Source organism: Vibrio anguillarum, assembly GCF_003390515.1.
In the GTDB taxonomy this organism is placed as follows: Bacteria; Pseudomonadota; Gammaproteobacteria; order Enterobacterales; family Vibrionaceae; genus Vibrio; species Vibrio anguillarum.
The window spans coordinates 408,733-434,904 of record NZ_CP031478.1 but is presented as its reverse complement, the minus strand read 5'-3'; the positions used below and the strand labels follow the sequence as shown (position 1 = coordinate 434,904).

The 26,172-nt window shown below is 44.2% G+C and carries 25 protein-coding genes; 11 read left to right on the top strand and 14 right to left on the bottom strand.

Features of this window, described 5'->3' with window-relative positions; translation table 11 throughout:
• Positions 1–96 precede the first annotated feature (96 nt).
• The 5 genes from DD616_RS01855 (at position 97) to pstB (ending at position 4,911) form a co-directional block, all read left to right on the top strand.
• The gene (locus DD616_RS01855) at positions 97–999 is read left to right on the top strand and encodes a DMT family transporter (protein WP_208871610.1); all 903 of its coding nucleotides are present in this window, start codon (positions 97–99) and stop codon (positions 997–999) included.
• 282 nt (positions 1,000–1,281) lie between these two features.
• Positions 1,282–2,103: a phosphate ABC transporter substrate-binding protein gene (locus DD616_RS01850; protein WP_026027935.1), complete on the top strand. Its 822-nt coding sequence runs from the start codon at positions 1,282–1,284 to the stop codon at positions 2,101–2,103.
• 211 nt (positions 2,104–2,314) lie between these two features.
• Complete coding sequence (pstC, locus tag DD616_RS01845) at positions 2,315–3,247, top strand: phosphate ABC transporter permease subunit PstC (protein WP_017045968.1); 933 nt, start codon at positions 2,315–2,317, stop codon at positions 3,245–3,247.
• A gap of 5 nt (positions 3,248–3,252) precedes the next feature.
• Positions 3,253–4,116 carry a phosphate ABC transporter permease PstA gene (gene pstA / locus DD616_RS01840; protein WP_026027681.1) on the top strand — a complete coding sequence of 288 codons (864 nt, stop codon included), beginning with the start codon at positions 3,253–3,255 and terminating at the stop codon, positions 4,114–4,116.
• A gap of 45 nt (positions 4,117–4,161) precedes the next feature.
• On the top strand, positions 4,162–4,911 hold the full coding sequence (gene pstB / locus DD616_RS01835; protein WP_013868112.1) for a phosphate ABC transporter ATP-binding protein PstB: 750 nt from the start codon (positions 4,162–4,164) through the stop codon (positions 4,909–4,911).
• Between the two features lie 73 nt (positions 4,912–4,984).
• Here the strand turns inward: pstB and DD616_RS01830 are convergent, their stop codons facing one another.
• The 4 genes from DD616_RS01830 to DD616_RS01815 all read right to left on the bottom strand — a co-directional run bounded on the left by DD616_RS01830 (position 4,985) and on the right by DD616_RS01815 (position 10,143).
• Positions 4,985–6,085 carry a GGDEF domain-containing protein gene (locus DD616_RS01830; RefSeq protein WP_081245241.1) on the bottom strand — a complete coding sequence of 367 codons (1,101 nt, stop codon included), beginning with the start codon at positions 6,083–6,085 and terminating at the stop codon, positions 4,985–4,987.
• Complete coding sequence (locus tag DD616_RS01825) at positions 6,085–6,552, bottom strand: putative pterin-binding protein (protein WP_013868110.1); 468 nt, start codon at positions 6,550–6,552, stop codon at positions 6,085–6,087. The genes DD616_RS01830 and DD616_RS01825 overlap by 1 nt, the downstream gene beginning before the upstream one ends.
• 201 nt (positions 6,553–6,753) lie before the next feature.
• Entirely contained in the window at positions 6,754–8,130 is a 1,377-nt protein-coding gene (locus DD616_RS01820; protein WP_026027937.1) for a YjiH family protein, read from the bottom strand.
• A 351-nt stretch (positions 8,131–8,481) separates the two neighbouring features.
• The gene (locus DD616_RS01815; RefSeq protein ID WP_208871609.1) at positions 8,482–10,143 is read right to left on the bottom strand and encodes a SulP family inorganic anion transporter; all 1,662 of its coding nucleotides are present in this window, start codon (positions 10,141–10,143) and stop codon (positions 8,482–8,484) included.
• A gap of 211 nt (positions 10,144–10,354) precedes the next feature.
• On the opposite strand from DD616_RS01815, the gene DD616_RS01810 reads away from it, so the two are divergent.
• Together DD616_RS01810 and shyA are read left to right on the top strand one after the other, a co-directional pair.
• On the top strand, positions 10,355–10,654 hold the full coding sequence (locus DD616_RS01810; protein ID WP_026027568.1) for an isoamylase early set domain-containing protein: 300 nt from the start codon (positions 10,355–10,357) through the stop codon (positions 10,652–10,654).
• 186 nt (positions 10,655–10,840) lie between these two features.
• Entirely contained in the window at positions 10,841–12,148 is a 1,308-nt protein-coding gene (shyA, locus tag DD616_RS01805) for a peptidoglycan DD-endopeptidase ShyA (RefSeq protein ID WP_208871608.1), read from the top strand.
• A 52-nt stretch (positions 12,149–12,200) separates the two neighbouring features.
• On the opposite strand, the gene DD616_RS01800 is transcribed toward shyA, so the two are convergent.
• A complete protein-coding gene (locus tag DD616_RS01800; protein ID WP_105976710.1) occupies positions 12,201–14,033 on the bottom strand; it encodes a putative bifunctional diguanylate cyclase/phosphodiesterase in 1,833 nt (610 codons plus the stop codon).
• A gap of 214 nt (positions 14,034–14,247) precedes the next feature.
• A complete protein-coding gene (locus DD616_RS01795; RefSeq protein WP_026027569.1) occupies positions 14,248–15,132 on the bottom strand; it encodes a LysR family transcriptional regulator in 885 nt (294 codons plus the stop codon).
• Between the two features lie 134 nt (positions 15,133–15,266).
• On the opposite strand from DD616_RS01795, the gene DD616_RS01790 reads away from it, so the two are divergent.
• From DD616_RS01790 to DD616_RS17425, 3 genes are all read left to right on the top strand, one after another.
• Positions 15,267–16,463 carry a multidrug effflux MFS transporter gene (locus tag DD616_RS01790; RefSeq protein WP_013868102.1) on the top strand — a complete coding sequence of 399 codons (1,197 nt, stop codon included), beginning with the start codon at positions 15,267–15,269 and terminating at the stop codon, positions 16,461–16,463.
• Between the two features lie 124 nt (positions 16,464–16,587).
• A complete protein-coding gene (locus DD616_RS01785) occupies positions 16,588–16,938 on the top strand; it encodes a hypothetical protein (protein WP_026027570.1) in 351 nt (116 codons plus the stop codon).
• Positions 16,939–17,041: 103 nt separating this feature from the next.
• Positions 17,042–17,176 (top strand): hypothetical protein, encoded by a 135-nt coding sequence (locus tag DD616_RS17425; RefSeq protein WP_013868100.1) that lies wholly within the window; start codon positions 17,042–17,044, stop codon positions 17,174–17,176.
• Between the two features lie 195 nt (positions 17,177–17,371).
• Here the strand turns inward: DD616_RS17425 and DD616_RS01780 are convergent, their stop codons facing one another.
• The 3 genes from DD616_RS01780 to DD616_RS01770 all read right to left on the bottom strand — a co-directional run bounded on the left by DD616_RS01780 (position 17,372) and on the right by DD616_RS01770 (position 20,341).
• A complete protein-coding gene (locus tag DD616_RS01780) occupies positions 17,372–17,941 on the bottom strand; it encodes a glutaredoxin domain-containing protein (RefSeq protein ID WP_010320515.1) in 570 nt (189 codons plus the stop codon).
• A gap of 59 nt (positions 17,942–18,000) precedes the next feature.
• A complete protein-coding gene (locus DD616_RS01775; protein ID WP_094163311.1) occupies positions 18,001–18,885 on the bottom strand; it encodes a DMT family transporter in 885 nt (294 codons plus the stop codon).
• A gap of 460 nt (positions 18,886–19,345) precedes the next feature.
• Complete coding sequence (locus DD616_RS01770) at positions 19,346–20,341, bottom strand: porin (RefSeq protein WP_208871607.1); 996 nt, start codon at positions 20,339–20,341, stop codon at positions 19,346–19,348.
• 284 nt (positions 20,342–20,625) lie between these two features.
• Here DD616_RS01770 and DD616_RS01765 point away from each other — a divergent pair, with 284 nt between their 5' ends.
• Positions 20,626–21,240 carry a fumarylacetoacetate hydrolase family protein gene (locus DD616_RS01765; protein ID WP_017047416.1) on the top strand — a complete coding sequence of 205 codons (615 nt, stop codon included), beginning with the start codon at positions 20,626–20,628 and terminating at the stop codon, positions 21,238–21,240.
• Between the two features lie 58 nt (positions 21,241–21,298).
• Here DD616_RS01765 and DD616_RS01760 read toward each other — a convergent pair whose 3' ends face one another.
• From DD616_RS01760 to DD616_RS01740, 5 genes are all read right to left on the bottom strand, one after another.
• Positions 21,299–21,619 carry an AzlD domain-containing protein gene (locus tag DD616_RS01760; protein WP_013868095.1) on the bottom strand — a complete coding sequence of 107 codons (321 nt, stop codon included), beginning with the start codon at positions 21,617–21,619 and terminating at the stop codon, positions 21,299–21,301.
• Positions 21,616–22,347: an AzlC family ABC transporter permease gene (locus tag DD616_RS01755; protein WP_208871671.1), complete on the bottom strand. Its 732-nt coding sequence runs from the start codon at positions 22,345–22,347 to the stop codon at positions 21,616–21,618. The genes DD616_RS01760 and DD616_RS01755 overlap by 4 nt, the downstream gene beginning before the upstream one ends.
• 210 nt (positions 22,348–22,557) lie before the next feature.
• Positions 22,558–24,261 (bottom strand): phospho-sugar mutase, encoded by a 1,704-nt coding sequence (locus tag DD616_RS01750; protein ID WP_208871606.1) that lies wholly within the window; start codon positions 24,259–24,261, stop codon positions 22,558–22,560.
• 158 nt (positions 24,262–24,419) lie between these two features.
• Positions 24,420–25,334 (bottom strand): amino acid ABC transporter permease, encoded by a 915-nt coding sequence (locus DD616_RS01745; protein ID WP_370685850.1) that lies wholly within the window; start codon positions 25,332–25,334, stop codon positions 24,420–24,422.
• A gap of 32 nt (positions 25,335–25,366) precedes the next feature.
• Positions 25,367–26,149 (bottom strand): transporter substrate-binding domain-containing protein, encoded by a 783-nt coding sequence (locus tag DD616_RS01740; RefSeq protein ID WP_208871670.1) that lies wholly within the window; start codon positions 26,147–26,149, stop codon positions 25,367–25,369.
• Positions 26,150–26,172 lie beyond the last annotated feature (23 nt).

Genomic DNA, 26,172 nt, shown 5'->3' with positions numbered 1-26,172 from the left:
CTGTACCCACTAAATTATTCAAATCTGTGCCTTTTGCGCATAACTGTACCCAAATAAAGTAGCAGCATAGAATCGATTGTGGCTAGGAATTTTGTGATGTTTGTAAGAATGATCCCGTTCTTGTTTGTCGTGCTATGGGCATCTGGTTTCGTTGGCGCAAGGTTTGGCTTAATGTATGCGGAACCTGCCACGCTGCTCACGCTGCGCATGGTGGCGAACGTGGTGCTTTTTATTGGTTTATTGTTATTGCTCAAAAGGCGCATTCCGCGTGGTCGCCATTTGTGGCATTCCTGTATAACGGGTGTGTTGATTCATGGTTGCTATTTGGGCGGAACATACCAAGCGATTTCTTGGGGAATGCCAGCAGGTTTAAGTGCTCTGCTGGTGGGGACACAACCCATTTTGACTGCGCTGCTGCTGGTTTTTATGAGTACAGAGCGCTTTAATCTGGCGCAGTGGTTAGGGTTAGCTCTTGGGTTTTCTGGGATAAGTCTCGTTTTGATGGGTAACATTGAGTGGCAATCGGAAGTACACAAATGGCCTGCCATTAGTTTGTGTTTGTTATCTCTGCTCGGCATCACGCTCGGCACCTTATATCAGAAAAAATTTTGCCAAGGTGTGGATATGATTGGCAGCGCTACCGTGCAATATGTGGCTGCGTTATGCCTATTTTTACCTTGGGCTTGGAGCTTTGAAACCATGCAAGTGCAATGGACACCGACCTTTATCATGACACTGCTATGGCTGGTTTTGGTGCTGTCATGTGTCTCTATTTTATTGCTGTTGTATATGGTTGAACACGGTGCGGCCTCAAGTGTGGCTTCCGTGTTTTATCTTGTACCACCAACCACCGCCATTCAAGCATGGCTTGCTTTTGATGAATCATTGGATGGGTTTGGTGTTGCGGGCTTCTGCCTTGCCGTTACGGCTGTTTATCTGGTGGTGAAAAAGCCGAATCTGCTGAGAAAATTGGCGAAACCGGTATTTGAGCGTTCATAAAATTCACCCCTATAAACCGAACTTAGAATGGGGTGCTCTGCTGGTGGTTGGGTAATTAATGGATAATTTCTGACTCGCGGCGGCACCTAATGACTTTGCCAATTTTTTCAGATTGATCTTAAGTGATGCACTCAAAAATGCGCTGCCCTTCCTCTGTTTTCCTAAAATATTTTACTGTGTCATCTAGTTTTAAACTAAGTGAAACACAACTGTCATATTTGCGTCCTAAAGTGAGTTTCGTTCAATACACAACGGCAATAAAGCCTCTTAAGGATATTTGTGATGAAAAAGACAGTAATCGGTGCAATCGCTCTTTTAGGTGCATTGGCAGTTAACCCAGTTTTTGCAAAAGAAACCATTTCTGCTGTTGGCTCTAGCAGCGTAACGCCATTGATGGAAGTTTTCTCTGAAACATATATGAAGAAAAACGCGGACGTGTTTATTGAGGTTCAAGGCCCAGGTTCTTCTGCGGGTATTAAAGCCGCTAAGAACGGCAGTGCGGATATTGGTATGTCTTCACGTGGCCTAAAAAGCTCAGAAAAAGAAGCATCATTAGTTGAAGAAAAGATTGCGCTTGATGGTATAGCGGTGGTTGTGCATCCAAGCAATAAAGTAAAAGGGTTGAGTGCTGAACAAGTCTCTGCCGTTTACCGAGGCGAGATCACGAATTGGAAAGATGTCGGTGGTGAAGACAAACCTATCGTTGCAATTACTCGCGATACCGCATCAGGGACTCGTGGTGCATTCGAAGAGATTATGAAACTGACAAAAAAAATCTCAGACAAGACGGTATCTGCTATCTCTCAACGAGCTCAAGTAGCTAACGGTAACGGCAGTTTGAAAACTATGGTTGCGTCTAACCCTTATTCCATCGGTTACATCTCTCTTGGCACCGTTGATAACACGGTTCATGCCTTAGCGGTAGACGGTACTGATGCATCGGTAGATAACGTGAAAAATGGTTCATACAAAGTGGCTCGTCCTTTCCTTGTACTGTACAAAAAAGGCCAACCATCCGCTCAAACGCAACAGTTCCTTGATTGGATGCTAACGCCTGAAGCTCAAAAACTCGTTGCAGAACATCACTATATCGCAGTGAACTAATTGACTCTCCCATTCGACTTGAAGTTGCAGCGGCGTTGTTTCGTTCAGCCCAATCACATGCTTTATCCATGTGGATGGGAATTCACTGACCTGCTGTTTAGCCGCCACTTCAAGTTGTTTGGGGAAATAACTTTAAAAGTTTGCTTGGCCCATCGTTGGGGCTGAGCCTTTTCTATCCACGTCGATTCCATCGAATAGTGAGATTGATACTATGACCATCGCAACAAATAGTGAAAAGCTTATGAACAACGTTTCTACGCAAGCTTCCAAACGTGCACTTCGTGCTAAAAAGCGTGTGGACTGGAAAGAGCGCATTTTCCACGGGTTGTTTCTTACCAGTGCCATTATTGGCATTGTGTCTCTTGCCATCATTGCCTACTTCATTTTCCGCGAAAGTATTCCCGCATTTCAAGAAGTGGGTATCTCGGGTATCGTCCTTGGACAAGATTGGTTGCCGCCAGCTCTGTATGGTGTGGCAACTATGATTGTCGCTTCTGTGGTTTCAACGTTTGGTGCGGTTATCGTTGGTGTGCCTGTGGGCGTACTCACCGCTATCTTTATTGCCGAAGTCGCACCAAAACGTGTCGCGAATATCATTCGCCCAGCCGTTGAATTGCTCGCTGGTATTCCTTCCGTGGTCTATGGTTTCTTTGGTCTTGTGATTATTGTTCCTTTGATTCAGGACATTTTCCAAGTTCCTGCGGGCAATACCATTCTCGCGGGCATTATTGTGCTTGGTGTCATGATCTTACCGACGGTGATTACCGTGTCTGAGACTTCTATTCGCGCAGTCCCTCATGCGTACAAAGAAGGTTCTTTGGCATTAGGTGCATCCAGTATTTTTACTATCTTCAAACTGCTGGTACCAGCAGCTCGCTCCGGAATTATGACTGGCGTCATCTTAGGAATTGGGCGTGCGCTCGGTGAAACCATGGCCATTATTATGGTGATGGGCAACGCGCCAGCGATGCCTGAAGGTATTTTAGACTCAGCACGCACGCTGACAGCCAATATTGCGATTGAAATGTCTTACGCAAGTGGTGTTCATGCCAGTGCGCTTTACGCAACAGGCGTTGTGCTATTGGCATTCATCATGATCTTGAATGCCACATTGCTCTATTTAAACCGTGAGAGAGCGAGATAATAGTGATGGATACAGTAAAACTAAAACGTGCCCGCCAGCTAAAAGATAACGTATTGAAAATATCTATTTGGATTGCGGCCGCTGTAACAGTCGGCTTCCTATTTTGGATTATCTGGTACATCCTTTCTAACGGGCTACAACACGTAGATTGGAATTTCGTTACTGACGATTACACCCGTACTGGCAATGAACACGGGATCTTCCCGATGATCATATCGACGATTTATATGGTGATCGCTTCTATTTCGGTGGCCGCCCCGTTGGGTATTATGACGGCGATTTATCTTACCGAATACGCCAAAATCGGTAGCCGCTTGGTGAAAGTGATCCGCTTTTGTACTGAATCTTTGGCGGGGATCCCCTCCATTATCTTTGGTCTATTTGGCATGACCTTCTTTGTGGTGATTCTAGGCTTAGGCTTCTCTATTTTGTCGGGTGCGCTAACGCTCAGCATTTTGATTTTGCCTGTGATCATTCGGACCACAGAAGAAGCGTTGATGGCCGTTCCTCAAACTTATCGCGAAGGTTCTTATGGTCTTGGAGCCTCAAAAATATACACCATTTGGCGTCTGATTTTGCCAAGTGCAATGCCCGGCATCCTCACGTCAATTATTTTGAGTATTGGTCGTGTTATTGGCGAGTCGGCCCCTGTGTTTTTAACCGCAGGAATGGTGGCACGTATTCCTGATTCATTGCTCGATTCAGGCCGCACCCTAACCGTTCACCTTTACAAGCTCACAACAGAGCTGTTCACGGTTGAAGAGTGGAATCAAGCCTACGGCACAGCAACCGTGCTGATTGTGGTTGTGCTACTGATCAACATGGTGACGAAGCTAATCGCAAGACGATTTAATACCGCTTCTTATTAAGCAGAGCGTTGGGCGCGATTTACAGAATTTTGAGAGATAACAAGAATGAACAAATTTAATATTGAAAACCTAGACCTTTTTTATGGCGATAACCAAGCGCTAAAATCAATCAACCTACCTATTCCAACTCGTCAAGTGACAGCGCTGATTGGCCCTTCTGGCTGCGGAAAATCGACTTTATTACGCTGTTTGAACCGAATGAATGACCTCATTGAAGGCGTGACTATCACCGGTAAACTGGCGATGGATGGGCAAGATATTTACGGCAATATTGATGTTGCAGATCTGCGTATCAAAGTGGGAATGGTGTTCCAAAAGCCAAATCCGTTCCCAATGAGTATTTATGAAAACGTGGCGTATGGGTTACGCGCACAAGGGATTAAAGATAAAAAGCACATCGATGAAGTGGTTGAGCGCTCATTGCGCGGCGCGGCGTTGTGGAATGAAGTAAAAGATCGTTTGAAGTCACATGCGTTTGGTCTCTCTGGTGGTCAACAACAGCGTTTGTGCATCGCACGTACGATAGCGATGGAGCCGGATGTGATTTTGATGGATGAACCAACGTCCGCACTTGACCCGATTGCAACACACAAAATTGAAGAATTGATGGAAGAGCTGAAAAAGAATTACACCATCGTTATTGTCACGCACTCAATGCAGCAAGCGCGTCGTATTTCTGATCGCACGGCGTTTTTCTTAATGGGGGAATTGGTTGAACACAATGATACACAAGTGATTTTCAACAATCCTAAAGATGATAGAACCATGGGATATGTCAATGGCGATTTCGGCTAATCACTTATTGCAGCGACTAACCTGAAATAATAGCGGACTCATTATAACTATAAAGCGATGGTAACTTTGCCCCTCATACAGAGGGGCTTTTTTGTAGAAACTTCATGGCATACATATTCTTATCCGCAATATGTATTAATTGATTAATATTGGCTGAATCTTTAGGAAAAGAGGCAATACCGATACTGGTTGAAAGCTTTGCTCCCACTCCATTATCCACGAAGAAATTCTCTTTAAAACACGCTTTAATGTGGCGTTGCATAATGCTCAGTTCCATCGCATCTACGCTATGGATGATCAGGGCAAACTCATCACCCCCCATACGAAATACCGAATAATCAAAGGTTGGAATCGAATGTGTTAAGCGAAACGCTACTTGCTGCAACACACTGTCCCCTGCTTTATGACCATTTTGGTCGTTAATGGGCTTAAAGCCATTTAAGTCGAGAAGAAAGAGAGAGAAGGGGTTGTTGGTAGAAATTTGATTCAGCTCTTCAAACATAGCAAGGCGGTTAGCAAGCCCAGTTAGAGGGTCAGTTAATGCTAAGGTACGCTGAGCAACCGCTTCTTTATGAAAAATATAGCTAACTAAGCCAATGCAACCCAGCATCAAGAACATCAGCAGAAATTGTACCTGTGTTAGCCTATTTGCTTTTTCTTTTTGCTCTAGATAGATAGGGCTTTGCAGTTGAAAGTTTTGGTTTACATAGCCGATAATCTGGTCGTAAATCAAGTGGGTATGTTTTTCAAATACAGCCAATGACTTTTGATCTTTAACGGCCAGCAATAAGCTTTCTAATATTTTGAAATCATCAAAGTTGTTCTTAAAGAAATGCTGGGAATCCGTTCTGCCCATAAAATTATCCGATTCCTTACTCGTTAGAATCAAGTCAAAACGGCTCCAAATCAGCTCATACTGCAGCCAAGTGTGCGATCTCTTCTCCTGTGAATCTAAGTAATAAGGAATCGAAGCAACCAGCTCAGAATACTCTTTGGTGAGCTGGAATAAATACCAAGTTGCATAGTTACGTTGGTCGGTATAGGAGTTGGCTAAAGAGCGTGTGGTCGAAAGTATATACAAATTAGCGACGATCAAGGTGGCTGACAGGACAATCAACAGTGTTTTTGCCCGGTATAGCAAGGGGTGTAAAGTGCTGTGTTTTGTAAAATTCATTATTTACCGTGAATCAATAGTTTTTCTAACTGCCACACCATTTGGGTGTAATAAATGCCATTGTCTATTTGTGGATATTTATCTAGATTGTAGATCAGCCAAAACGGCCCCTTGTTTCTTATTTTCATTTCATCGCCATTCATGTGATAAGCAATAATGGGTTCATAGCGAGTTAAGTTTTCAATTGCAATATTAGCGGCGTAATCATTAATGGCCAAAAATGATACAGAAGAAACCTGTCCAACTTGCAAATGATTAATTAAATCAATAACTTTAAAACCAGTGAAAGTATTTTCTTTTGGTAACCAAGGAAGCTGAGTCGTGAAGGTTTCACGAGGCAGTATCTCTGCCAATTGTGCAAGAGAATAAGTAACCCGATCTTGGTTTGGGAGGGTAATAGTTAAGCTTGCAGCATGAACAAATAAGCTGAAAAAAATAAGTGGTAAAGCGGTTATCCATCTCATCATAAACTACCTTATTTACTTCTGCTTTTTTCTTAGAGCATAGGCTAAAAGTATAAGGTGATAATTTAATCAATGAAATTATTTTCTATTTATATTTCTGTTAATTTGGTCGAATCAATCTTTAGTTTAGAACAAAAAAATCCCCACATAAGTGGGGACTTGCATATTGAAATGTTATTAGTGCCGTTACTGCTGCATTGTTTACTAAAATATGAGATGTGCTACACCAGCTATCACTGGCAGTGTAATGAGCGTACGCAGAATAAATATGACAAACAGCTCAAGTATGTTGACAGGAATTTTGCTGCCTAACATTAATGCACCCACTTCAGACATATAGATCAACTGAGTCACTGACATGGCCGCAATCACGAAACGTGTCATTTCATTATCAATGGAAGCTGCAAGAATCGCGGGAATAAACATATCCGCAAAACCGACCACAATGGTTTGAGATGCTTGAACAGCCTCAGGTACACCAAGTAATTCTAGAAAAGGAATAAACGGTTGGCCCAATACAGAAAATACAGAGGTGTATTCTGCAACAATCAGAGCCAGAGTACCCAAGCCCATCACGACAGGTAGCACACCAAACACCATATCAACAGCGTTACGCATGCCTTCAGCGAAGATCGATTTCGCAGATTTAACTTGGCTTGCTTTCGCCAGTGCTAATTCCATCCCCCATGAGAACGAGGTATGTCCGCTTGGAACTGCATCGGCATCTTTAGCTGGAGAGGTACCATCAATATAAGTGTTCTTTTTGAAACTTAATGGTGGCAGGCGAGGAATGATGATCGCTGCAACAAAGCCTGCAAGGCAAATGGTGCCATAAAAAGGTAGGAACAGATGCTCTAGCTTAACTTGCGCAATAACGACTAAGCTGAAGGTAATTGAAACGGCAGAAAACGTTGTACCAACAATAGCGGCTTCACGCTGTGTGTAGAATTTGCTTTCGTACTGTTTGCTGGTCAGCAAAATACCGACACTACCGTCGCCCAACCAAGAAGCCATGCAGTCGATTGCGCTACGGCCTGGAAGGTTGAAAACTGGACGCATGATTCTGCTTAATAAACTACCAAATAGCTCCAGTAGCCCGAAGTTAAGTAGTAAAGGCAGCAAAAGCCCTGCAAAAATAAATACAGAAAATAAAGTGGGTAATAAACCCTCAAGAACCATACCGCCAGTGTTTTCTTCCCAGATAGCCTTAGGGCCGATTTGGAAAAACGTCATGATGACGGCGATACCACCAAATACACGGACGGCTAACCAAAGAGCAGATGGATTAAAAAGCCCATTTAAGAAAGGACTCTTTGTAATGAATGCAGGTTGAAAAATTTTACATAAAATGGAAGCTGCAGACATAAAGGCGATGATCACTGTCACTATTGCAACAAGGTAATCGCCCAAAATAGCTTGGATAGATTTAGCAAGGACGGCAACTGGAATGGTTAAGTCACCTTGGTAGCTAATTGGCGCCATAAACAAAAATAGACCAATTAACGAAGGGATGAAAAACATCCAAAAGCTACTTTGTGTTGGTGCTACAGGAGCTTCAATAGTTTGAGCGTTATCTTGCATGTCGTGTCTCGTATTACTGCGGGTCAATAGTCACCAACTGGTGGCATAAAAATGCACTAAATAGCTCTATTTAGTCATTGCAGACAAGAATATCTATTTTTAAGATGGCTTGCAATACTATTCATTAATCAAGGTTAAGTATTCAAACAAAAGCGCTGTTATTCTCAGATAACATGGTCATTTGTTTTGTTATTGTTGCATTGGTTAATAATCTGTTGGTGGTTGAGGTGTGCGTTTTAAAAAGAGTTAAGGAGGGCTGCGGAAAATTGGGTGATTAAGGTAAGAGGGACGGGTCAGTCAAAGGCCTTTAACCGGAGGCTAAAGGCCAAAAATGTATAGGTCCAATGAGGTTTATTGAGCCGTACTGATATTCAAACGTTGTAGGCTAACGCTAAGCGCATCATCGAATTGACTAAAGAAATTATCTTCACCGACCAAATCAACAATCCCCGCTTTTTTCAGTTTCATTGCAACACGAGTATTTGCACCAGAGATCAACACTTGCACATTCTTTTTATGGAAGTTTTCGATCATTTCCTCAATGGATTGCAGGCCAGTAATGTCCATAAATGGAACCCATTTAAGGCGAATAATTAAAATTTCTGGCTGCTCTTGAATGCTGCTCATCACACGCTCAAAGGTTTCAGCCGCAGCAAAGAAAAATGGGCCTTCTAAGGCGTAAACGGCGAGCTCTCTTGGTAACTGAGTTTGCCCATGACGAAGCAGCTCAGCACTGAGCTCATGGTGTGTACTGGCTTTTACCTCAACACTAGATGCCATACGTTTTACAAAGTGAAGGGTAGCGATGATCACCCCGATGTTGACGGCGACAACTAAGTCAGCAAACACGGTTAATCCAAAGGTTAGCAACAAAATAACCACATCGGCTTTGGGTGCACGTTTAACCAATTTAATAAAGTGGGGAACTTCACTCATGTTCCATGCTACAACGAACAAAATCGCACTGAGTACTGCCAGTGGAATATTGACGGCTAATGGTGCAAGTGCAATAAGGATAATGACCAGAGTGAGCGAGTGCACCACGCCCGAAAGTGGGCTTGTCCCCCCGTTGCGTATATTGGTTGCAGTACGTGCAATGGCGCCTGTTGCTGCAATACCACCGAAGAGCGGAGCCACGATATTAGCGATACCTTGGCCGACTAACTCTTGGTTTGAGTTGTGTTTGGTACCCGCCATACCATCGGCAACCACCGCCGAAAGCAATGATTCAATCGCACCTAGCATGGCAATCGCAAAAGCAGGGCCAATCAATAGAATAATTTGAGAGAAGCTAACTTCTGGAAGCGAAAACTCTGGCAGTCCTTGAGGTATGCCTCCAAAAGCCGATCCAATCGTGCGGATCCCTTCAAAGCCAACAAAATATTGCAACACGGTAACGGTGACGAGAGCAAGCAGTGGCCCTGGCACTTTCGAGAGCTTCGGGATCTTAGGACCGAAGATAACCAGCGCGAGTGAAAATAACGCAAGGCCTGTTGTGGCCCAATCCATCTGCGGAAAGGCATGGAAAATAGACACTAATTTTTGATGAAAATGCTCACCTTCGATCTTGGGGAGGCCGAAGAATTCTTGCCATTGCCCAACCCAGATGATGACACCGATACCGCTGGTGAAGCCGACGATTACGGGGTCAGGAATATAGCGGATGATGCTACCGAGTTTTGCGGCCCCCAGAACCAATAGAATCACACCGGCCATCATAGTGGCTATCTGCAGCCCACTGACCCCATACTGGCTAACAATTCCAGCGAGTATCACGATGAAAGCGCCCGTTGGGCCGGCTATCTGCACTCGCGAGCCGCCAAACAGTGAAACGATAACGCCTGCAATAATGGCGGTGTATATCCCTTGCTCCGGTTTCACGCCAGAAGCAATAGCGAATGCCATCGCCAGTGGCAGAGCGACAACCCCTACAATCAAACCTGCACTGATATTATTTAGCCACTGTTTTGGTCGTAGCAGACCGGCTTTATAGGATTCATATACGGCAAACATAATTGATAACCTTATTGAAAATAGGGGAAAATAGAAAGCGCGGTGGATTCTACGCTCATTTAAAATGCTGTAAAGAGGGGTGAATATTCAACGGAGGTTATAAATATAGTGGTTCGGCGGCGGAATTTTTACTATTTAGAGTTGTGGATGTGAGTCTATTTTCTTATGATTCACTAGGTAGGATGTTTTTTATACAGAGATGGAGTTTGTGATGATCAATAAACGTTTTTTTAAAACAAAAGAAGAAGTCGAAGTGACCTTTGAAGTGGACGCCCCAGATACGGCTGGCAATGTTGCGATAGTAGCGGACTTTCTTGACTGGCAACCAGAACCGATGAAAAAGGTGGCGAAAAGTAATAGTTTTAAATTTAAAACCCGTTTGCCTAAAGATGCTGAATTTCAATTTCGTTACTTGTTGGATGACCAACAATGGGTTAACGATCCTAGCGCTGACCAGTACATTGCCAATGGTTTTGGCGAGGAAAATAGCCTAGTAACGACTTATCAATAGGTTGTTGATAAATCTTGTGAAAGCGTGAAATATGATTAGGACAGTACTCATTTTTACGTGTAATTGTTGATTTATTATAAGGCACTCCGGTGCCTTTTTTGACCATAGAATCACACGATATAGGTGACTTTTGAAACAGAAAGTCTTAATCTTGAGGCTCTTTTGACTTAATCCACAGGATAGATAGTGCTTCCTCGTTCTCTCATTCTGCGCTTTTCTGAGCTTTCACTTCCAAAAAAAGCGTCGATTATTGGCCTACCGATTGTCGCGGCCATCGCATTTTCCTCGTCTATTCAGGATAGCTCCTTACAGCGCCAAATTGAGCTCTCTATTACCGAAACTCAAATTGTTCAGTCGATTTTATCTGATGCTATTGAGGTAAAAAATCTTCCGGATTTTGAATATGAGATTAAATCTGGTGACAATTTAAGTACTATCTTTAATCAACTTGGCTTTGGTTACCAAGACTTGATGAAGATTATGGAAACCGATTTAAACTACCTCGCATTGGATACGTTAAAACCTGGCAACATCCTCAGGTTTTGGAAAGCGCAAAATGGAAATGCGCTTTCCAAAATGGAGCTAGAATTTAGCCTAGTCGAGCGCGCGGTATATTCACGTTTAGATGATGGTACCTATGAGTTTCAAGATGTTAAAATACCGGGTGTATGGAAAGAGTTCGCCATGGTTGGCGAGATTCAAGGCAGCTTTTCTCAGTCGGTCAATTCGATAGGGTTAGGCAGCGCTGAGATAGAACAGATCGTTTCTTTACTTAAAGATAAACTCAATTTCTCTCGTGATCTTAGGGTTGGCGATCGATTTGAAGTGGTTCAATCTCGTCAATTTGTCGGTGAGAAATTGACGGGCAATCGTGAAATCCAAGCGATTAAAATCTACAGTCGAGGCAAAGACGTTTCTGCTTATTTACACCGTGATGGGCAGTACTATGACAAAAATGGCGATAGTTTACAGCGCGCATTTCAACGCTATCCGACGACAAATAAACGCATTACCTCTAACTTTGATGCGCATCGCCTGCACCCAGTCACAAAAAGAGTGGCTCCGCACAATGGTACTGATTTTGGTGTACCAGTCGGTACTCCGGTATTCTCGACTGGCGATGGTACGGTGATCATGACGCGTAAGCACCCTTATGCGGGTAATTACGTGGTGATACAACATGGCAGTACTTACAAAACACGCTATTTGCATTTGAGTAAAATTTTAGTGCGTAAAGGTCAGAAAGTATCGCGAGGTGAGCGGATCGGTTTATCTGGGCAATCGGGCCGAGTCACTGGGCCTCATCTGCATTATGAGCTGATGGTTCGAGATCGCGCAGTGAATGCCATGACCGCCAACATACCAATGGCAAACTCAGTGCCTAAAAAAGAGATGGCGGGGTTTGTTGCAAGGCGTAATGAACTCGATTCTATGCTTCAGCAGCAAGAACTGCGGTATGCCACCAATGAGTCTTCGGCTGACCAAGAGTCTTAATGTGATAGCATAATGGATATTAGTAATCCCTCACTTTCAGAGTGAGGGTTTTTTATGCGCGCCGTACATGGCTCATGTTGTTCCAGTGAGTCACGATAGAGTGCGGTGTTTCTGGCTTTGAAAAATAGTAACCTTGGATCTGTTCACAGCCCATAGCATAGAGTTTCTCCAGAGCTTCTTGGTTCTCCACCCCTTCTGCGACGAGATCAACTCGAAGTTGATTTGCCAATTGAATAATCAACCAAACTACGCGCTCCGCTGTTTCGTTACACACCATGTTTTTGATAAAAGTGGCATCAATTTTAATGCAATCGATGGGGTAGCTATGGATGTAATTCAAGCTCGAATAGCCAGTGCCAAAGTCATCAAGCGCGATGGTAAAACCAAGTAGTCTGAGCTTATCTAAGATGTATCTAACTTCACTGGTTTGTGAAAGTAGTACTGTTTCGGTGAGCTCAATTGTGAATTCATTAGGCTCAAAGCCGTATTGAGTAATGGTTTGCATTAAGTGTTCGAGATAGCGCTTGGAGTTGATCAGTTCATGTGCCGAACAGTTAAGTCCTAATTTTACCTTGTAGCCTAAGCCCTCCTCTAGCTCAACTTTTGCTAGGCATGCCAGCTCAACAATGCGTTCTCCTAATTCCACAATTAAACCTGACTGCTCAGCAGTATCGATAAACTCAATCGGTGAAATCGCACCCAGAGTTTCGCTATTCCAGCGAGTGAGAATCTCAAAATAGTTCCACTGTTCTTGGTGACGACTGACGATCGGTTGCGCCACCACAAATAGCTCACTATTTTTACTGGTTAACTTATTGAGTTCACGGCGTAGAGCTTCTGTGATTTGGGTTTGACGATGGTATTGGTCACTCAGATGGGTATCATAGCAACGGATATTACTGCCGCGAGTTTGCTTACACTCTTTGAGTGCTAAACAGGCATTGAGTATCAGTTGATCGGCCGTGATTGTCTCTTGAGTTTTCCTTGAAATGCCAATGCTTAAGCTAATTTTAATGCGATGTGATGCATCGACATAACCTGTATTTAGCTTATCCAATATACAGCGGCAGATTTGCAACGGATCATTAGAGAAGGTGATAAACGCATATTCATCCCCAGCGATTCGAAATGCCAAATTCTCTTCCGGAACGCTTTGAATGATGGCATTAGCCACAAACTTAATGATTTGGTCGCCAATATAGTGCCCATATAAGTCATTGATCGATTTAAAATTATCGATGTCTAAATAAGCAAGAGTAAACGGTTCATTGGTTGTTTCAACTAAGCGTTCTAATTTGTCAGCTAGATAACTGCGGTTCATTAAATCGGTCAGGTTGTCGTGAGAAACTTCGTAACTAAGTTGATTAACCAAGCTGTCAGAGCGTTCGCTCAACCACTTATTGCGCAGACTGTGAACGACTATGTTCGCAATGATTCGGTGGTAGCCAATCACGAATTCCTCATCTTCGATGGGAGAATAGAAGGTAGACACGAGCATTCCGAGTATTTCGCCATTCTTGGCACGTAGGGGAATACCGATATAGGCATCAATCTTATTTTCAATTAGAAACTTGTCATCAGGAAAAATTTTGGTCACTTGTGATGGAAACAGACAGTATTCCTGTTTTGATTTCCACACTTGCTCACACGGTGTTCCCCTGAGCGGATAACCCGTGTCGTTGTTGTCTGGCGTCTCACCAGCATGAGATAAGGTGTGAGCTCTGTAATGCCATTTGTCTAACTCGACGATGCATGTACAGCAGGTTTGAAAATGTGTATGCAGCACCAATGTGGCTCGATCATGTAACTCAGAGCCATCGAGCAGCATGAGCTCGTTAATGGTGTTTAGACTAACTGCATCCCTAGCCAATGATGTTTTAGTCATATGTCGTACTCTGTTTTTTTAGAATATGCACTTAGTGACTATGGTCGACATTGCGCAGTTTTGCCACTCGCAATGATGGGTACTTGAGACGCAAAAAATAAAATATTGGTTATTCAGCGGCTTAGTTGCAGAGTTTTATGAGTACTTTTTTGTCTAGGATAAATTTGCTCTGGTGGACAATTGTGTGATGGAAATAGACGTAACCCCAATTTAGTTACCTAGCTTCATTCGTTAATTTTTCTTTTAAGTAGTTGAGAAATAAATGAGTTCGAGTGTGTTGATAATCAAGTTTAGGGTAATAAGCGTAAACCGTTGCTTGATCAACGGTGATATCGGGTAGCAAACGTACCAGATTGCCCAAACGTAGCTCTTCTTTGACCATCACGTCGTTGGTGACAATCACTCCCATGCCATTTTTGCCTGCATAGAAAAGTGCTTCTGGATTGGTTGTCGCGAAATTACCCGATAACGATAGGCGTTTGCCCGTTGAGGTTTTTAATTCGCGCGTTGTGTGTTCTCCCCAAATCAAGACATTGTGCTGTTGAAGCTGTTCGGCAGATTTGGGCATACCATATTTTTCAATATAGTTAGGAGAAGCATAAAAGCCGGCCCTATGTTCAAATAGGGGTGAGGCTTTAAAACTGAGGGAATTGAGTTGGTCAATTTCTCGGCTGATGAATAAATCAAGGTGAAGTTCGGGCAATTGCCCCGGAGTTGTTGTGGTCAGTTGGATTCGAATGTCAGGGTAGCGCTGTAGAAATTCATCTAAATACTGCACCAAAAATTTTGAGCCCACAGAGAGTGTCGCCCCAATTTTTAGCAGGCCAGCGGGAGTTTGGCTGACAGATCGTGTTTCATCAACCACTGATTGCCAACTTTCAAGTTGTGCTTTTGCTCGCTCATAAAAGAGAGCACCCGCTTCGGTTTGTGTCACCGTTCGTGTGGTGCGCTTAAGTAACTGCACGCCAATTTTCTCTTCCAGCCAATGTACTCGTTTACTGATGGCTGAGCTGGTGGTATTGAGCTTACGTGCCGCGCCGTTAAAGCTGCCTTCTTCAACCACTCGCATGTATGTTTTAACATTTTGTATCCAATCCATCGTTACCCTACTCATTCCTCATTGGAACTAATTCATTTCCTGAGTGCTTTATTATCAAATCTGAGTTGCCAATATATACTGAAAACGTATTTTGACACCACATCTACCGACGATAAGAGCTCACTTAGCAACCCATGAAAACTCTCGCTAGCACACCATTTAAAAAGACGCCGATGTTATTGGCGATGATGATCATTGCCACGGGCCAAGTTGGGGTGAGCATCTATTTACCTGCACTGCCGTTGATCAGCCGAGACTTAATGGTTGACCAAGCCAGTATTCAATGGCTCGTCACGCTCTTTTTAGTGGCGTTTGGAATGTCACAGCTTTTTTACGGGCCATTGTCTGATGCGGTTGGTAGACGCCCGACATTTTTACTCGGGCAGGGGATCTACTTGGCCGGTACAGTATTGTGTGTCTGTTTTTCGGATAATTTTCATGCGTTGGCTGCTGGTCGCCTACTGCAAGGGCTTGGCGCGGGAAGTGCTTCTGTTCTTGGCCGCAGTGTGCTGCGTGACAGTTATGATGGTCTGCAATTAACAAAGGCGCTTTCTTACATCGCCATCACTGCCTCAATTATGCCAATTATTGCCCCTGTGCTCGGTGGGTGGCTTGCCTTTCATTTAAGTTGGCAGTCCGTGTTTGTGTTCGTATTAGTGTATATCTGTACCATTTTTATTTTAGGTTGGTGGATATTGCCAGAAACGTTGCCATACGCGAAACATCGGTTTCAACCGAAGGCCGTATTGCATAACTACTTGCTACTCTTGAAAAATTCCCAAGTGCTGACCAGCGCCAGTTACAACTGGATCAGCTATTTATCTAGCTTAGTGACTCTGTCGGTGCTGCCTTTTCTTTTGCAAAACAAGTTGGGGTTAACGGCCGCCGATTATGGAACCGTAATGATCGTCCCTTCCGCGGGTTTGATGATAGGCAGTGTTGCCGTTAACTTACTCAATGATCGTTTTTCATCCCAACGTTTACTTGCTTTGGCGATTGTCATTATGGCTTTTGCCGGTGTTTGGTTACTGATAACACCGATGAGCGTGTTCAATTTAGTGTGGGGATTTACTTGGTTAACGATTGCGCAAGGTATCTCATTTCCATTATCCACCAGCATGCTGCTCGGGCCACACAAAACTCAAGCGGGCTCCGTTGCGGCTCTATCTGGCTCCATTCAAATGTGTTTAGCTGGATTTTTAGGGGGATACTTGGTGGAAAGATGGATCACGAGTCAGATGTCGCTAGGCTGGTTCTATTTAGCAACCAGTTGCGCTATGTTTTTGGTGTTGTGTTCTTCCTATCGCTTACGTCAAACCAAATTCGCTTAATGCTATTTATACCCTTCCGGTTTGAAGCGGTTTAGGTCTAGTGGTGCATTTACATCGTACATGTCGGCACAAGAGAAATAATTTGAGGTATAATCTCGGCGACATTAATTCGACGGAAAAATCAATGCAACAAGATGAATTTCAAGCATTAGTCAAAAGCTTGTGCGAGCAAAAAACACTTCCTCAAGCGTTAGATATGCTGAAAGTATTTGAAGATCAAGATATTGCTGAAGCAGCCTTATCGTTAGTGGGTCAGTTTGCTTTAGCCGAAGTGGATGGGGAGCAACGCATTTACCACGTCGTGTTGCAAGAAAATGAGCAAGGTGAAGAAGAAGAGTTTGTCGAACACATTATGAATGAAGGCGATGATGTTATTAAGTTTGTTGCTTGGTTTTTTGAAACCATGTTTGAAGTTAAGCAGAAAGAAACTTACTTGGCTGCTGGTAAAACCTATAAGCAGCCTAAACGCGGTTAACTGAAAATTAATTACTTTATTTTGTGACTCAAGTCTTGTTTTTGTTCTTTTTTGGACTAATATACACCTCGTTAGGTAAATAAATTACATGTTGAGGTGATTCATGGGTTATGAATTAGGTGGTGCTTACGTTGGTCAACTGATCGCAAAAAAAGCGATGTATGATGCAATGCATGGCAAACCACAAGCAAAGAAAAAGTCTTTCATTAAAACGCTAGTGAAGAAATTCAGCAAATAGTGAATGCCTAAGAATTAAAAAGCCCTAGCTTGGTAACAAGCTGGGGCTTTGCTTTATTTACTGGGGTAAAAATGACTGTGCAAATTCGTCCACCATTCGTCCACAAAGAGCCCGTATACCATTACTGACTAAAGAGTCGGCGGTTTCTGAGGCGTCAGTACTTTTTCTTCTAAAGTAACCAGATGCTCTGGGGCACTACTGACTTTTTTTGGTTAGCCAATCTTCCAATTTATCACACCCGCCGATATAGCGGCTTTCTAGCCAAATTTGTGGCACGGTGACGGGCGTTTTTTGACCAATGATGGCTTTAACTTCTGGGATCATCCGGTACAGCGCCGCACTTTCTTTGACGACATCATGATAGGTGTATTGAATTCCCGCTTCATCCAGCAATTTCTTTGCTTTGACGCAGTACGGGCAAGTGGCTTTTCCATACACAATATTGCCAGTTAACTCGTCACGTTGTGCCCACTCTTTGATCACCGATTGAACCAAAACACCTCGATTTAACGCTTCTCCTTGGCTGATCACTTTACCTTCAACGACCAATATTGGGGCGTGCCATGCGCCAAGTTTCAAGGGTTCCCACCAGTACGATAGCCAGTCTTTGACTTCTAACTCGATGGGAATGCCCTCCAGTTCATTATTGAAGGTGTCAGTCAAAATGTCCTTGGTGAGCGTACACTCGCCGCAAGGGATGGTGACTTTAAATGGACCCCAACTTCCAGCCCATCGGTATAGTGTGATTTTTATCGGTTTTGCCATCGTGTTTTCCTCAAGAAGCATTGCTTAGAGAATAGGAAAGAGTTGAGTGACTTTTTATTTCAACGCGAAGATTTTTTTGTTTCCCAATGAGTAATAAAGGCCACTGAAGCGATAATGATGGCAGCGCCAAGCCATAATCGCCCGGGTGGTGCCCAGCCAAACACTAACCAACCCGCCAAAACATTCAGTGGCAGCTTCGCGTGATCAAAAGGTTGCACAAAAGACGCATCTGCCACCGCATAGGCTTTAACGATCGCCCATTGAGCCAGTGCTGTCATCGCACCCGCAAAAAGCAATATGAGCCATAGAGTGCTCCCTTGAGGTGTTTGCCAATCTGGTAAAGCGAGCAGTAGATTGAACGGTGTGATCAGTACCAAAAGGTAGACCACCATAGTAGACGGTGAGTCATGGGCAGACAGTTTTTTCACCATCAAAGAGTAACAAGCCCAAAAAAATGCCGCGCCAACAGGCAGCAACGATGCCCAGTTGAAATCGTCAGCCCAAGGTTCAAGGATGATCATCGCTCCGACAAAGCCAGTTAATGTTGCTCCCCAGCGTGCTGTACCCACTTTCTCTTTTAAAAAAAGGCCTGAGCCAATCGTGGCAAACAGAGGAGAGATCATCAGCAGTGCAATACCTTGCCAAATGGGTACGGGATAGGCGAGTGCCCATAACCAGAGTTGTATGCCAATCACAGATAAAAACACACGGAAAATATGCATGCTTAAATGCTCGGTGCGCAGCGAGTAGCGGATCCCTAACGTTGATAAATACGGCAAAATAACGACTAACGCGATGGCATATTGAACCAGCGCCACCGTGGTAGATGACAGGCCATAATTGATACTGGCGACTTGAGCAAGGCTATTGACTATCGCAAAGGCGAGGCCTGCGATTAGCATCCAACTTGCCCCTTGGATTGGGTGGTGAAGTATTTTGGTCATAGAGAAGAGGGCTATAGAAAAAGTCGTTGAATCATACTGACTTATCAGCGTTAAACCAATCTCTGAAATGAATGGAGTGGTTCAATAAATTTGAGCAAGTGTTATCCCTGCTGATTTCCACTTGTCTGAAACGCCAAACATTTTGCGTATGGGCTGTGGTGATGGGATAAAAAAAGCCCCCTAAAAAGAGGGCGAAAGAACATGAACGGCCAGTGCTCTGCCTTAGCACTGAAAAGAAGCACAAACGCTGCCATGCATTTGTACTTATTACATAGCAGGTTGTGTGCCAAATTTAACTTATTGAAAAATAATGAAATTATATTATTTGCTCTATGAGGGATGGTCTAGCCTAGTGCAATGTGTTTCATTGTGGTGCAATGCCGTCAAATAAAAAAGCCAAGCGAGTGCTTGGCCAAAAGGATGATATCCTTAGGGAGTATATGCGTTCGTATGATTGAAATTAGAAGTTGTAACGTAGGCCTAGGCGAATAGAGTCTTTTGCATCATACGCAGTGCCGAGGTCTTTTTTATCTAGGTTGTTCATTTTGTAGGCAACGTAAGTGTAGATTGATTTATTGAAATCATAACGCCCTGTCAACTCAGCAAAATCACTTTTCGTCGTTGTGACGTTTGCAGTTTCATTTTCCGTTTTTTGATACACCCCAATCAAGCGGAAGTTACTTGTGATTTTGTATTGCGCAGCAAATTCAATCCCGTTGAATTCGCTCTTCGCTTTATCGTCCAAATCCCCTTGTGTATAGGTCAGGCCTAAGTACAAATCGTCCAACGTGTAATTTACACCGGCAATAATTTGATTCGCCGCACCTTGGCCTGTGCCATTATCGTTGCTTGCGTAGCCCAAGCCTAAACCAAGGCCGATAGGTAAGTTATAAATTGCAGAAAGACCAATGCCATCGGTGTCTTTTTCTTCGCCTGCAATAAAGCTTGCTTTCACATTGAGGGCATCAAATGTAGCTGCGTAGAGGAAGGTGTTGTTGATTTGCTCATTACCTGCGTTGATGAACTCTTTTTGAGCGCCAGTATAAGTACCGATGTCTGACATTTGAGAAATTTGCACGCCAGCCGTATCTTGGCGGCCGACAGAAATAGCACCAAAATCAGCTTGTAAACCTGCAAATAGGTAACGTTGGTTGAAATCAGAATTCTTATCGTTGCTGGCGGAGGAATTAACCGTTTGCTCTGCTTCATAGGTTGCAAAACCTTTCAAAGAGTCAGAGATTTCTGTTGAGCCTGTAATGTTCAAACGCGCCCGGCTTTTGTTTTTCATCGTGCCTTCAATTTCTTTGCCTTTGTCATCACCACCGAAATCGCCACGAAATTCTGCACGTCCACCAACTTTAAGCTCATTTCCATCCGCTTTGTAAACGGTCGCAGCAAAAGAAGAACCTGATACCAATGCTGTAAGAATTGCGGTTGCGATTGTTGCTTTTTTCATTTTATTTACCTTATCCATAATCAATGAGCTTCAGTGCTCGAACGGTTTGATGTGAGTAAAGTAGATGTTTTAAATGAATGTTTAATTACTGATTCATGATGTTTACATGTTGTTTTTATTGATGATTTATTAAAGAGAATGTTATGTAGTGATGTTCAAAATAGTCAAGGTGCCATGAATTTTGAGTCGAAGATCTTACTTTTATCTAATGAAGATGCAAATCCATTCACTCGCGCTGTAGATGAGGTAAACTCGACGATCTTAGTCATCTCAAGGAAGAGTATATGTATTCGGTTCGTTTGGATAAACAGAAGATAACCCCGTCTAAAGTGTTGTGTGTTGGACGGAACTATATTGAACATATTCAAGAGCTTAATAACACAATGCCAGAACAAATGGTGGTGTTTAATAAACCCAATACGAGCATCACAACCACTCTATCCTCGTTTCACCAAGAGACGCTTCACTATGAAGCTGAAATTTGTTTTTTGATCAAAAAAGGTCAATATAGCGCGGTTGGTTTGGGGTTAGATCTGACTAAGCGGGTACTGCAATCTCAGCTTAAAGCAAAAGGTTTACCTTGGGAGAGGGCGAAAGCATTTGATGGTTCGGCTGTACTTAGCCGATTTGTGCCACTGCATGGTATCGATATCAATAAGTTGCAGTTAGAGCTATTCATCAACTGTGTTCGGGTTCAGTGCGGCGGTGTAAACCAAATGATCTATTCACCCGCCATCATTTTAGAAGAGCTGAAATCTTACACATCACTGCGTGATGGTGACGTTGTGATGACCGGAACGCCACAAGGAGTTGGAGAAGTTCATTGTGGCGATCTCTTTTTAGGGCGTCTTAAATGTGGAGAGCAGACCTTAATCGAGATTGAATGGCTAGCGCAATAAAACTGATTTGCGCTATTCGGGCTGCGGTTATTATCAGTATTCACCGCAGCCTCTGTCTTTAATGGGCTAAGAGCGTTAAATTTAGCAAAAAGAAAGTCGCCATGCTGATGATCGTGGTCAGCAGGACATTCTTGGTTTTCCATGCAATCAGCCCCGCTAATGCTGCGGCCCACAAGTAGGGATTATGGCGATCAAGCCAAAGTGTTTGCTCTGGCAGGAACACAATCGGAGCCCAAATAGCAGTTAATACGGCAGGGCTAGAATAAGTGAGTAAGCGCTGGATAACTGGGTTGAGACGCAGCGGTAATTTAGGCTCTAAGAACAGATAACGGCTCATAAAGACCAAAGCGGTCATGGCGAGGATAGAAAGCAGAATCATCGTTGGTTCCTCCTGCTCGAACAGAGTAAAACTTCAGAAACATAACCTGCACACATTGCGCCAATGCTTGCTAGCATTAAGCTACCTTCAACTTGCCAAAGAGTCAGGCTTACCGATAACACTAGGGCAGTGATGACAGCAACGAGTATCGGTATGTTTTTAATGTTCGGAATGACAATGGCGATAAAAGTAGCCGCGACTGCAAATTCCAACCCCAACTCGTTTAAAGCGGGGATGTAGCTGCCTGCAATAATGCCGACCAGTGTGGCCAAATTCCAAACTAAATAGAAGCTTAAACCTGCACCAAGCGCGTACCAACGGTTAAACTGTTTTTCATTTTGTTGTCCGCAGACCGCAAACAGCTCATCAGTGAGCAGAAAACCCAGAATTAAACGCCAACGTGTCGGGAGTGGGCTGATTTTGCTGCGCATGGAAACGCTGTAGAGAAAATGGCGAGAAGTGATGAAAAATGTGGTGATCAGCAGAGTCAACAGCCCTGCACCTGTTTTAAACATCCCCGTGGCGACGAGTTGCGCTGAGCCTGCAAATAAAACCGCAGAGAGTGCTTGGCTCTCTAATACGGTCAGGCCACTTTCAATCGCAAATGATCCTGCCAATAAGCCCCATGGTAAAACGGCAATACTCAGCGGTAGCATGGCCAGTGCGCCTTGCCCAAAGAGGCGACCTCGAGGTTCTAAATGTATGTGGTTCAATAGTGTGCTATCCATAGTAATTCCTTTGCTGGAAGTGATGAATCTATCAAGCCACAAGGTTGGGTCAAGCGATTGTACAAAATTGCGCATACAACTGTCATCCACTGGAGGGAAAAGATCGTTGTAGTCGCAGGCATTGTTCACCTAAACAGATGAAATAAAAATGCCGCCAACAATGAATTGAAGACGGCCTGTTATTTCGTTGTGCTTGTCTGGCAATGAGCGCTACAAGCTGTGTTGGTGTTCTGCTATGAGCATCGCCATTTGCTCGTCGGCTTTTTTCTCGGCGCTGGCGAAATCTTCTTCTGCTTCGAAGGCTCCGATGACCTCGTAATAGCATTTCAATTTAGGCTCAGTGCCCGACGGGCGCACAATCACTCTCGCTCCGCCTTCCAAGTGATAGGTCAATACATCGCTAGCAGGAAGTTGAATCGCTTGCGTTGTTCCATCGGCAATATAACGTGTTAGTGATTTGAGATCGTCGGTCATGAGCACTTTTCTACCGGCGATTTCCGTTGGCGGTGTGGCGCGAAGCTTGTCACCGATCGGCGGTGAGTTAGGGTCTAACTTAATGCTGCGTTGTGCATTAATGTAAAAACCGTGCTGGCGGTAAATGGTTTCGAGTTGATCCCAAATAGTCTTACCTTGGCTGTATAATTCGGCCGCTAGTTGTGCAAATGCCACCATGGCCGAAAGGCCATCTTTATCCCAAACGGTTTGCCCTATGGTGTAACCCAATGCTTCTTCATAGGCGAATAAGAACTGCTGTTCATCGCTTTGTTGTTGCATCGCCACGTTGGTCAACCATTTAAAGCCAGTCAAGGTTTGGTAGTATTTTGCACCTTTTGCCTGCGCAATATTACCGAGTAAACTGGATGAGACGATGGTATTGCCAACCAACTGCTTTGAGGCATCGGTTTTGGAGAGCAAATAGTCCCCAAATAGTGTGCCAACTTGATCGCCAGTCAGCATTTGGTATTGACCATCCGCGCGTTGTACGGCAACGGCAAATCGGTCGGCATCTGGGTCATTGGCGCAGGCCAACTGGGCATTTTGGGCATGGGCTAGCGCGATGACCATATCCATCGCCCCAGGCTCTTCAGGGTTCGGGAAGTTGACGGTCGGGAAACGGCCATCTGGTTCGCGTTGTTCTTTCACACTGATGACATGGGTAAACCCAGCGTCATGCAGCAAAGTTTCAGCCATCTCAGCGCCGACACCATGCATCGCGGTATACGCAATGGTAAGGCATTGCGGAGCAGTGTTGTGGTTCAACAATGGGCTTTGATTGAGGGTACGACGGTAAGTTTGGTAATACTCTTCTGTTAGCCATTGCAAAAGGCCTTGTTGGTGCGCGTTGTCTAACGGCATCAGAGAAATAGCTCGCGTTGCCGCTAAGTCGATTTCTGCTGCAATACCTGAATCGTGAGGAGGAATAATTTGTGCGCCATTTTCCCAGTACACCTTAAAGCCATTGTATTCGGGTGGGTTGTGACTGGCGGTGACTACGACTGCGGCGGCGGCATTAAAGTGTTTTACCCCAAAAGCGACTACTGGGGTCGGTGCCACTTTATGCGTGAGATACACTTTGATCCCCAGCGCGGCGAGTACGGAGGCGGTATCATGTGCAAATTGCTGAGAATCTGGCCGGCCATCATAGCCAATCACCACCCCACGTGTTTTGGCATTGCTGACTTGTTGAATGAGGTAGTGCCCTAAACCCGTCGCCGTTTCTTGAATTACCAGGCGGTTCATACGATTAGGGCCGCATCCCACCATGCCGCGTAAACCTGCGGTGCCGAACTCAAGGCGTGATTGAAAGCGAGCTTTTATCTCATCTAACTGATGCTGATCGACTAGTGCTTGTAGTTCTTGGCGAGTTTTAGGATCGGGATCTTTTTCTAACCATTCGGAAACGTGTTGCATCATGGTTTCACCTTCTTACATTCATGTTAAATTGATTCTAACTGATATTCATTCTCAATAATGGGGGCGCAATCGCTAAACATCGTTCTTATTTTGTTTCTCATCACGTGTTGCTTCTCTTTGATTGGTTGCGCAACTGACGCTGACAAATTCCGTGTTATCTAGTTAGAGTGATGAAGCGAGAGATGACGTAAACTGCGTAGCTCGAGCCGCCTAAACAGTAAAGATAGGCTTAAACATAAACCTAAGTATGCAGCGCCCACTAACAACCATATTTCAAAAATAAGCCCAGAAGAGTTAGCGATTTCTGTGCCAACAAACGTCATTTCTTGAATTGAAATTAACGATACAATCGAAGAATCTTTGACCAAAGAAATCGCTTGCCCAGCTAAAGCCGGCGTGATCGCCGTCAATACTTGAGGGGCAATGATGTATCGGTATTTTACCCATCGAGACAGCCCTAAAGAGTGCGCTGCTTCCCATTGACCTTGAGCGATTCCGGCCAAACCTGAACGAACAACTTCAGCGATGTAGGCCGATGAAAGCATCCCAATACACACAATTCCAGAGAACAAATTTTCCCATAGATGAGAAGGACCAAACAGCCAATGCTGAATGACATTGGTTGGCTCATGGTGTTCCCGTAGTAGGTTTTCTAGGCCCAACAACGGGATCAGTTGATTGGAGACAAAAAAATAAAAAATGAACACGAAAACCAGCGGCGGAATGTTCCTAACTAATTGCACAAAAGCGTTAGCCGGAATTCTGAACCACGAAAAATGAGAGTGGCGTGCTACGCCAAGCAGTGTGCCTAACACAAGGGCCAGCACCATCGCCCAGACACTTAAGCGCAAAGTAGCAACTAACCCCTGAAAGAAATAAGGGATAGCACCATGGCTCGTTGGGGTGAAAATCAGAGCAAAAGCTTCTTGCCAACGCCAATTATAATTCACCCCAAGCTCGGCTCGGTGCGTTAACCAAATAACGAAGCCTAACAGTGCTACGAGTAACGCATAATCGAGCTTATTGAGCGATAATTGTAGCCATGGTTTAAGGCTCCGTTTTTCATACAGCACGTTTTTTGTTCTATTCACATCCGCCCCTCAGGCTATTGCCCTGAGACGATTTGGTTTTGCCAATCTAGCGTTGAGAACCAATATTCGTAGCGTTCACTTAACCAGCCGTCATTGGTTCGTTCAATAATCCATTGATCAAAAAAGGCTTTTTTGTCCTCTTCACCTAAGCGAACGGCAAACGCTTCGTTTCCTTTGGACAACCGTTCATTGAAAGGAATGAACAGTTTGTCACTGTGTTTCACTGTTTCATGTTCAGGTTTAGGGCTTGACGCAATCACGGCGTGTGCTTGGCCGTTTAATACTTCTTGAAAGGCTTGTGCATCGTCATCAAATTGCAGAATTTTGGCTTTGGGGAAGGTTTCACGAGCGACTTGAACGGTAAATGCTCCGCGTCGCGCAGCGATAGTCACTCGACGAGAGTTGAAGTCTTCAATGGTGGAGAATCCTTTAGCGAGTGACTGATTAGCGGCAAGTTGTACTCCTGAATGTGAATAGGGGGTGGTAAAGAGTACGCTTTTCGAGCGCTCAGGAGTGATGGACATGCCACCGATAATGACATCAAATTTCTGTGCTAAGAGTGCTGGAATAATGCCATCCCACGCGGTAGGTACAAATTCCACTTTCCAACCTGAATCTTCAGCAAGACGTTTGGCAACATCAATTTCAAAGCCAATTAGGTCGCCTTGCTTGTCGCGCATTGCCCAAGGCACAAACGTAGACATACCCACACGCAATGTGCCTCGTTCAGTTATTTTATCAAGGCTAGGCGTTTCACTGGCAAAGGCGGGTATGGAAATGGTTATCCCTAGTAACATGGTCAACCCGAGCGATAGAGCGG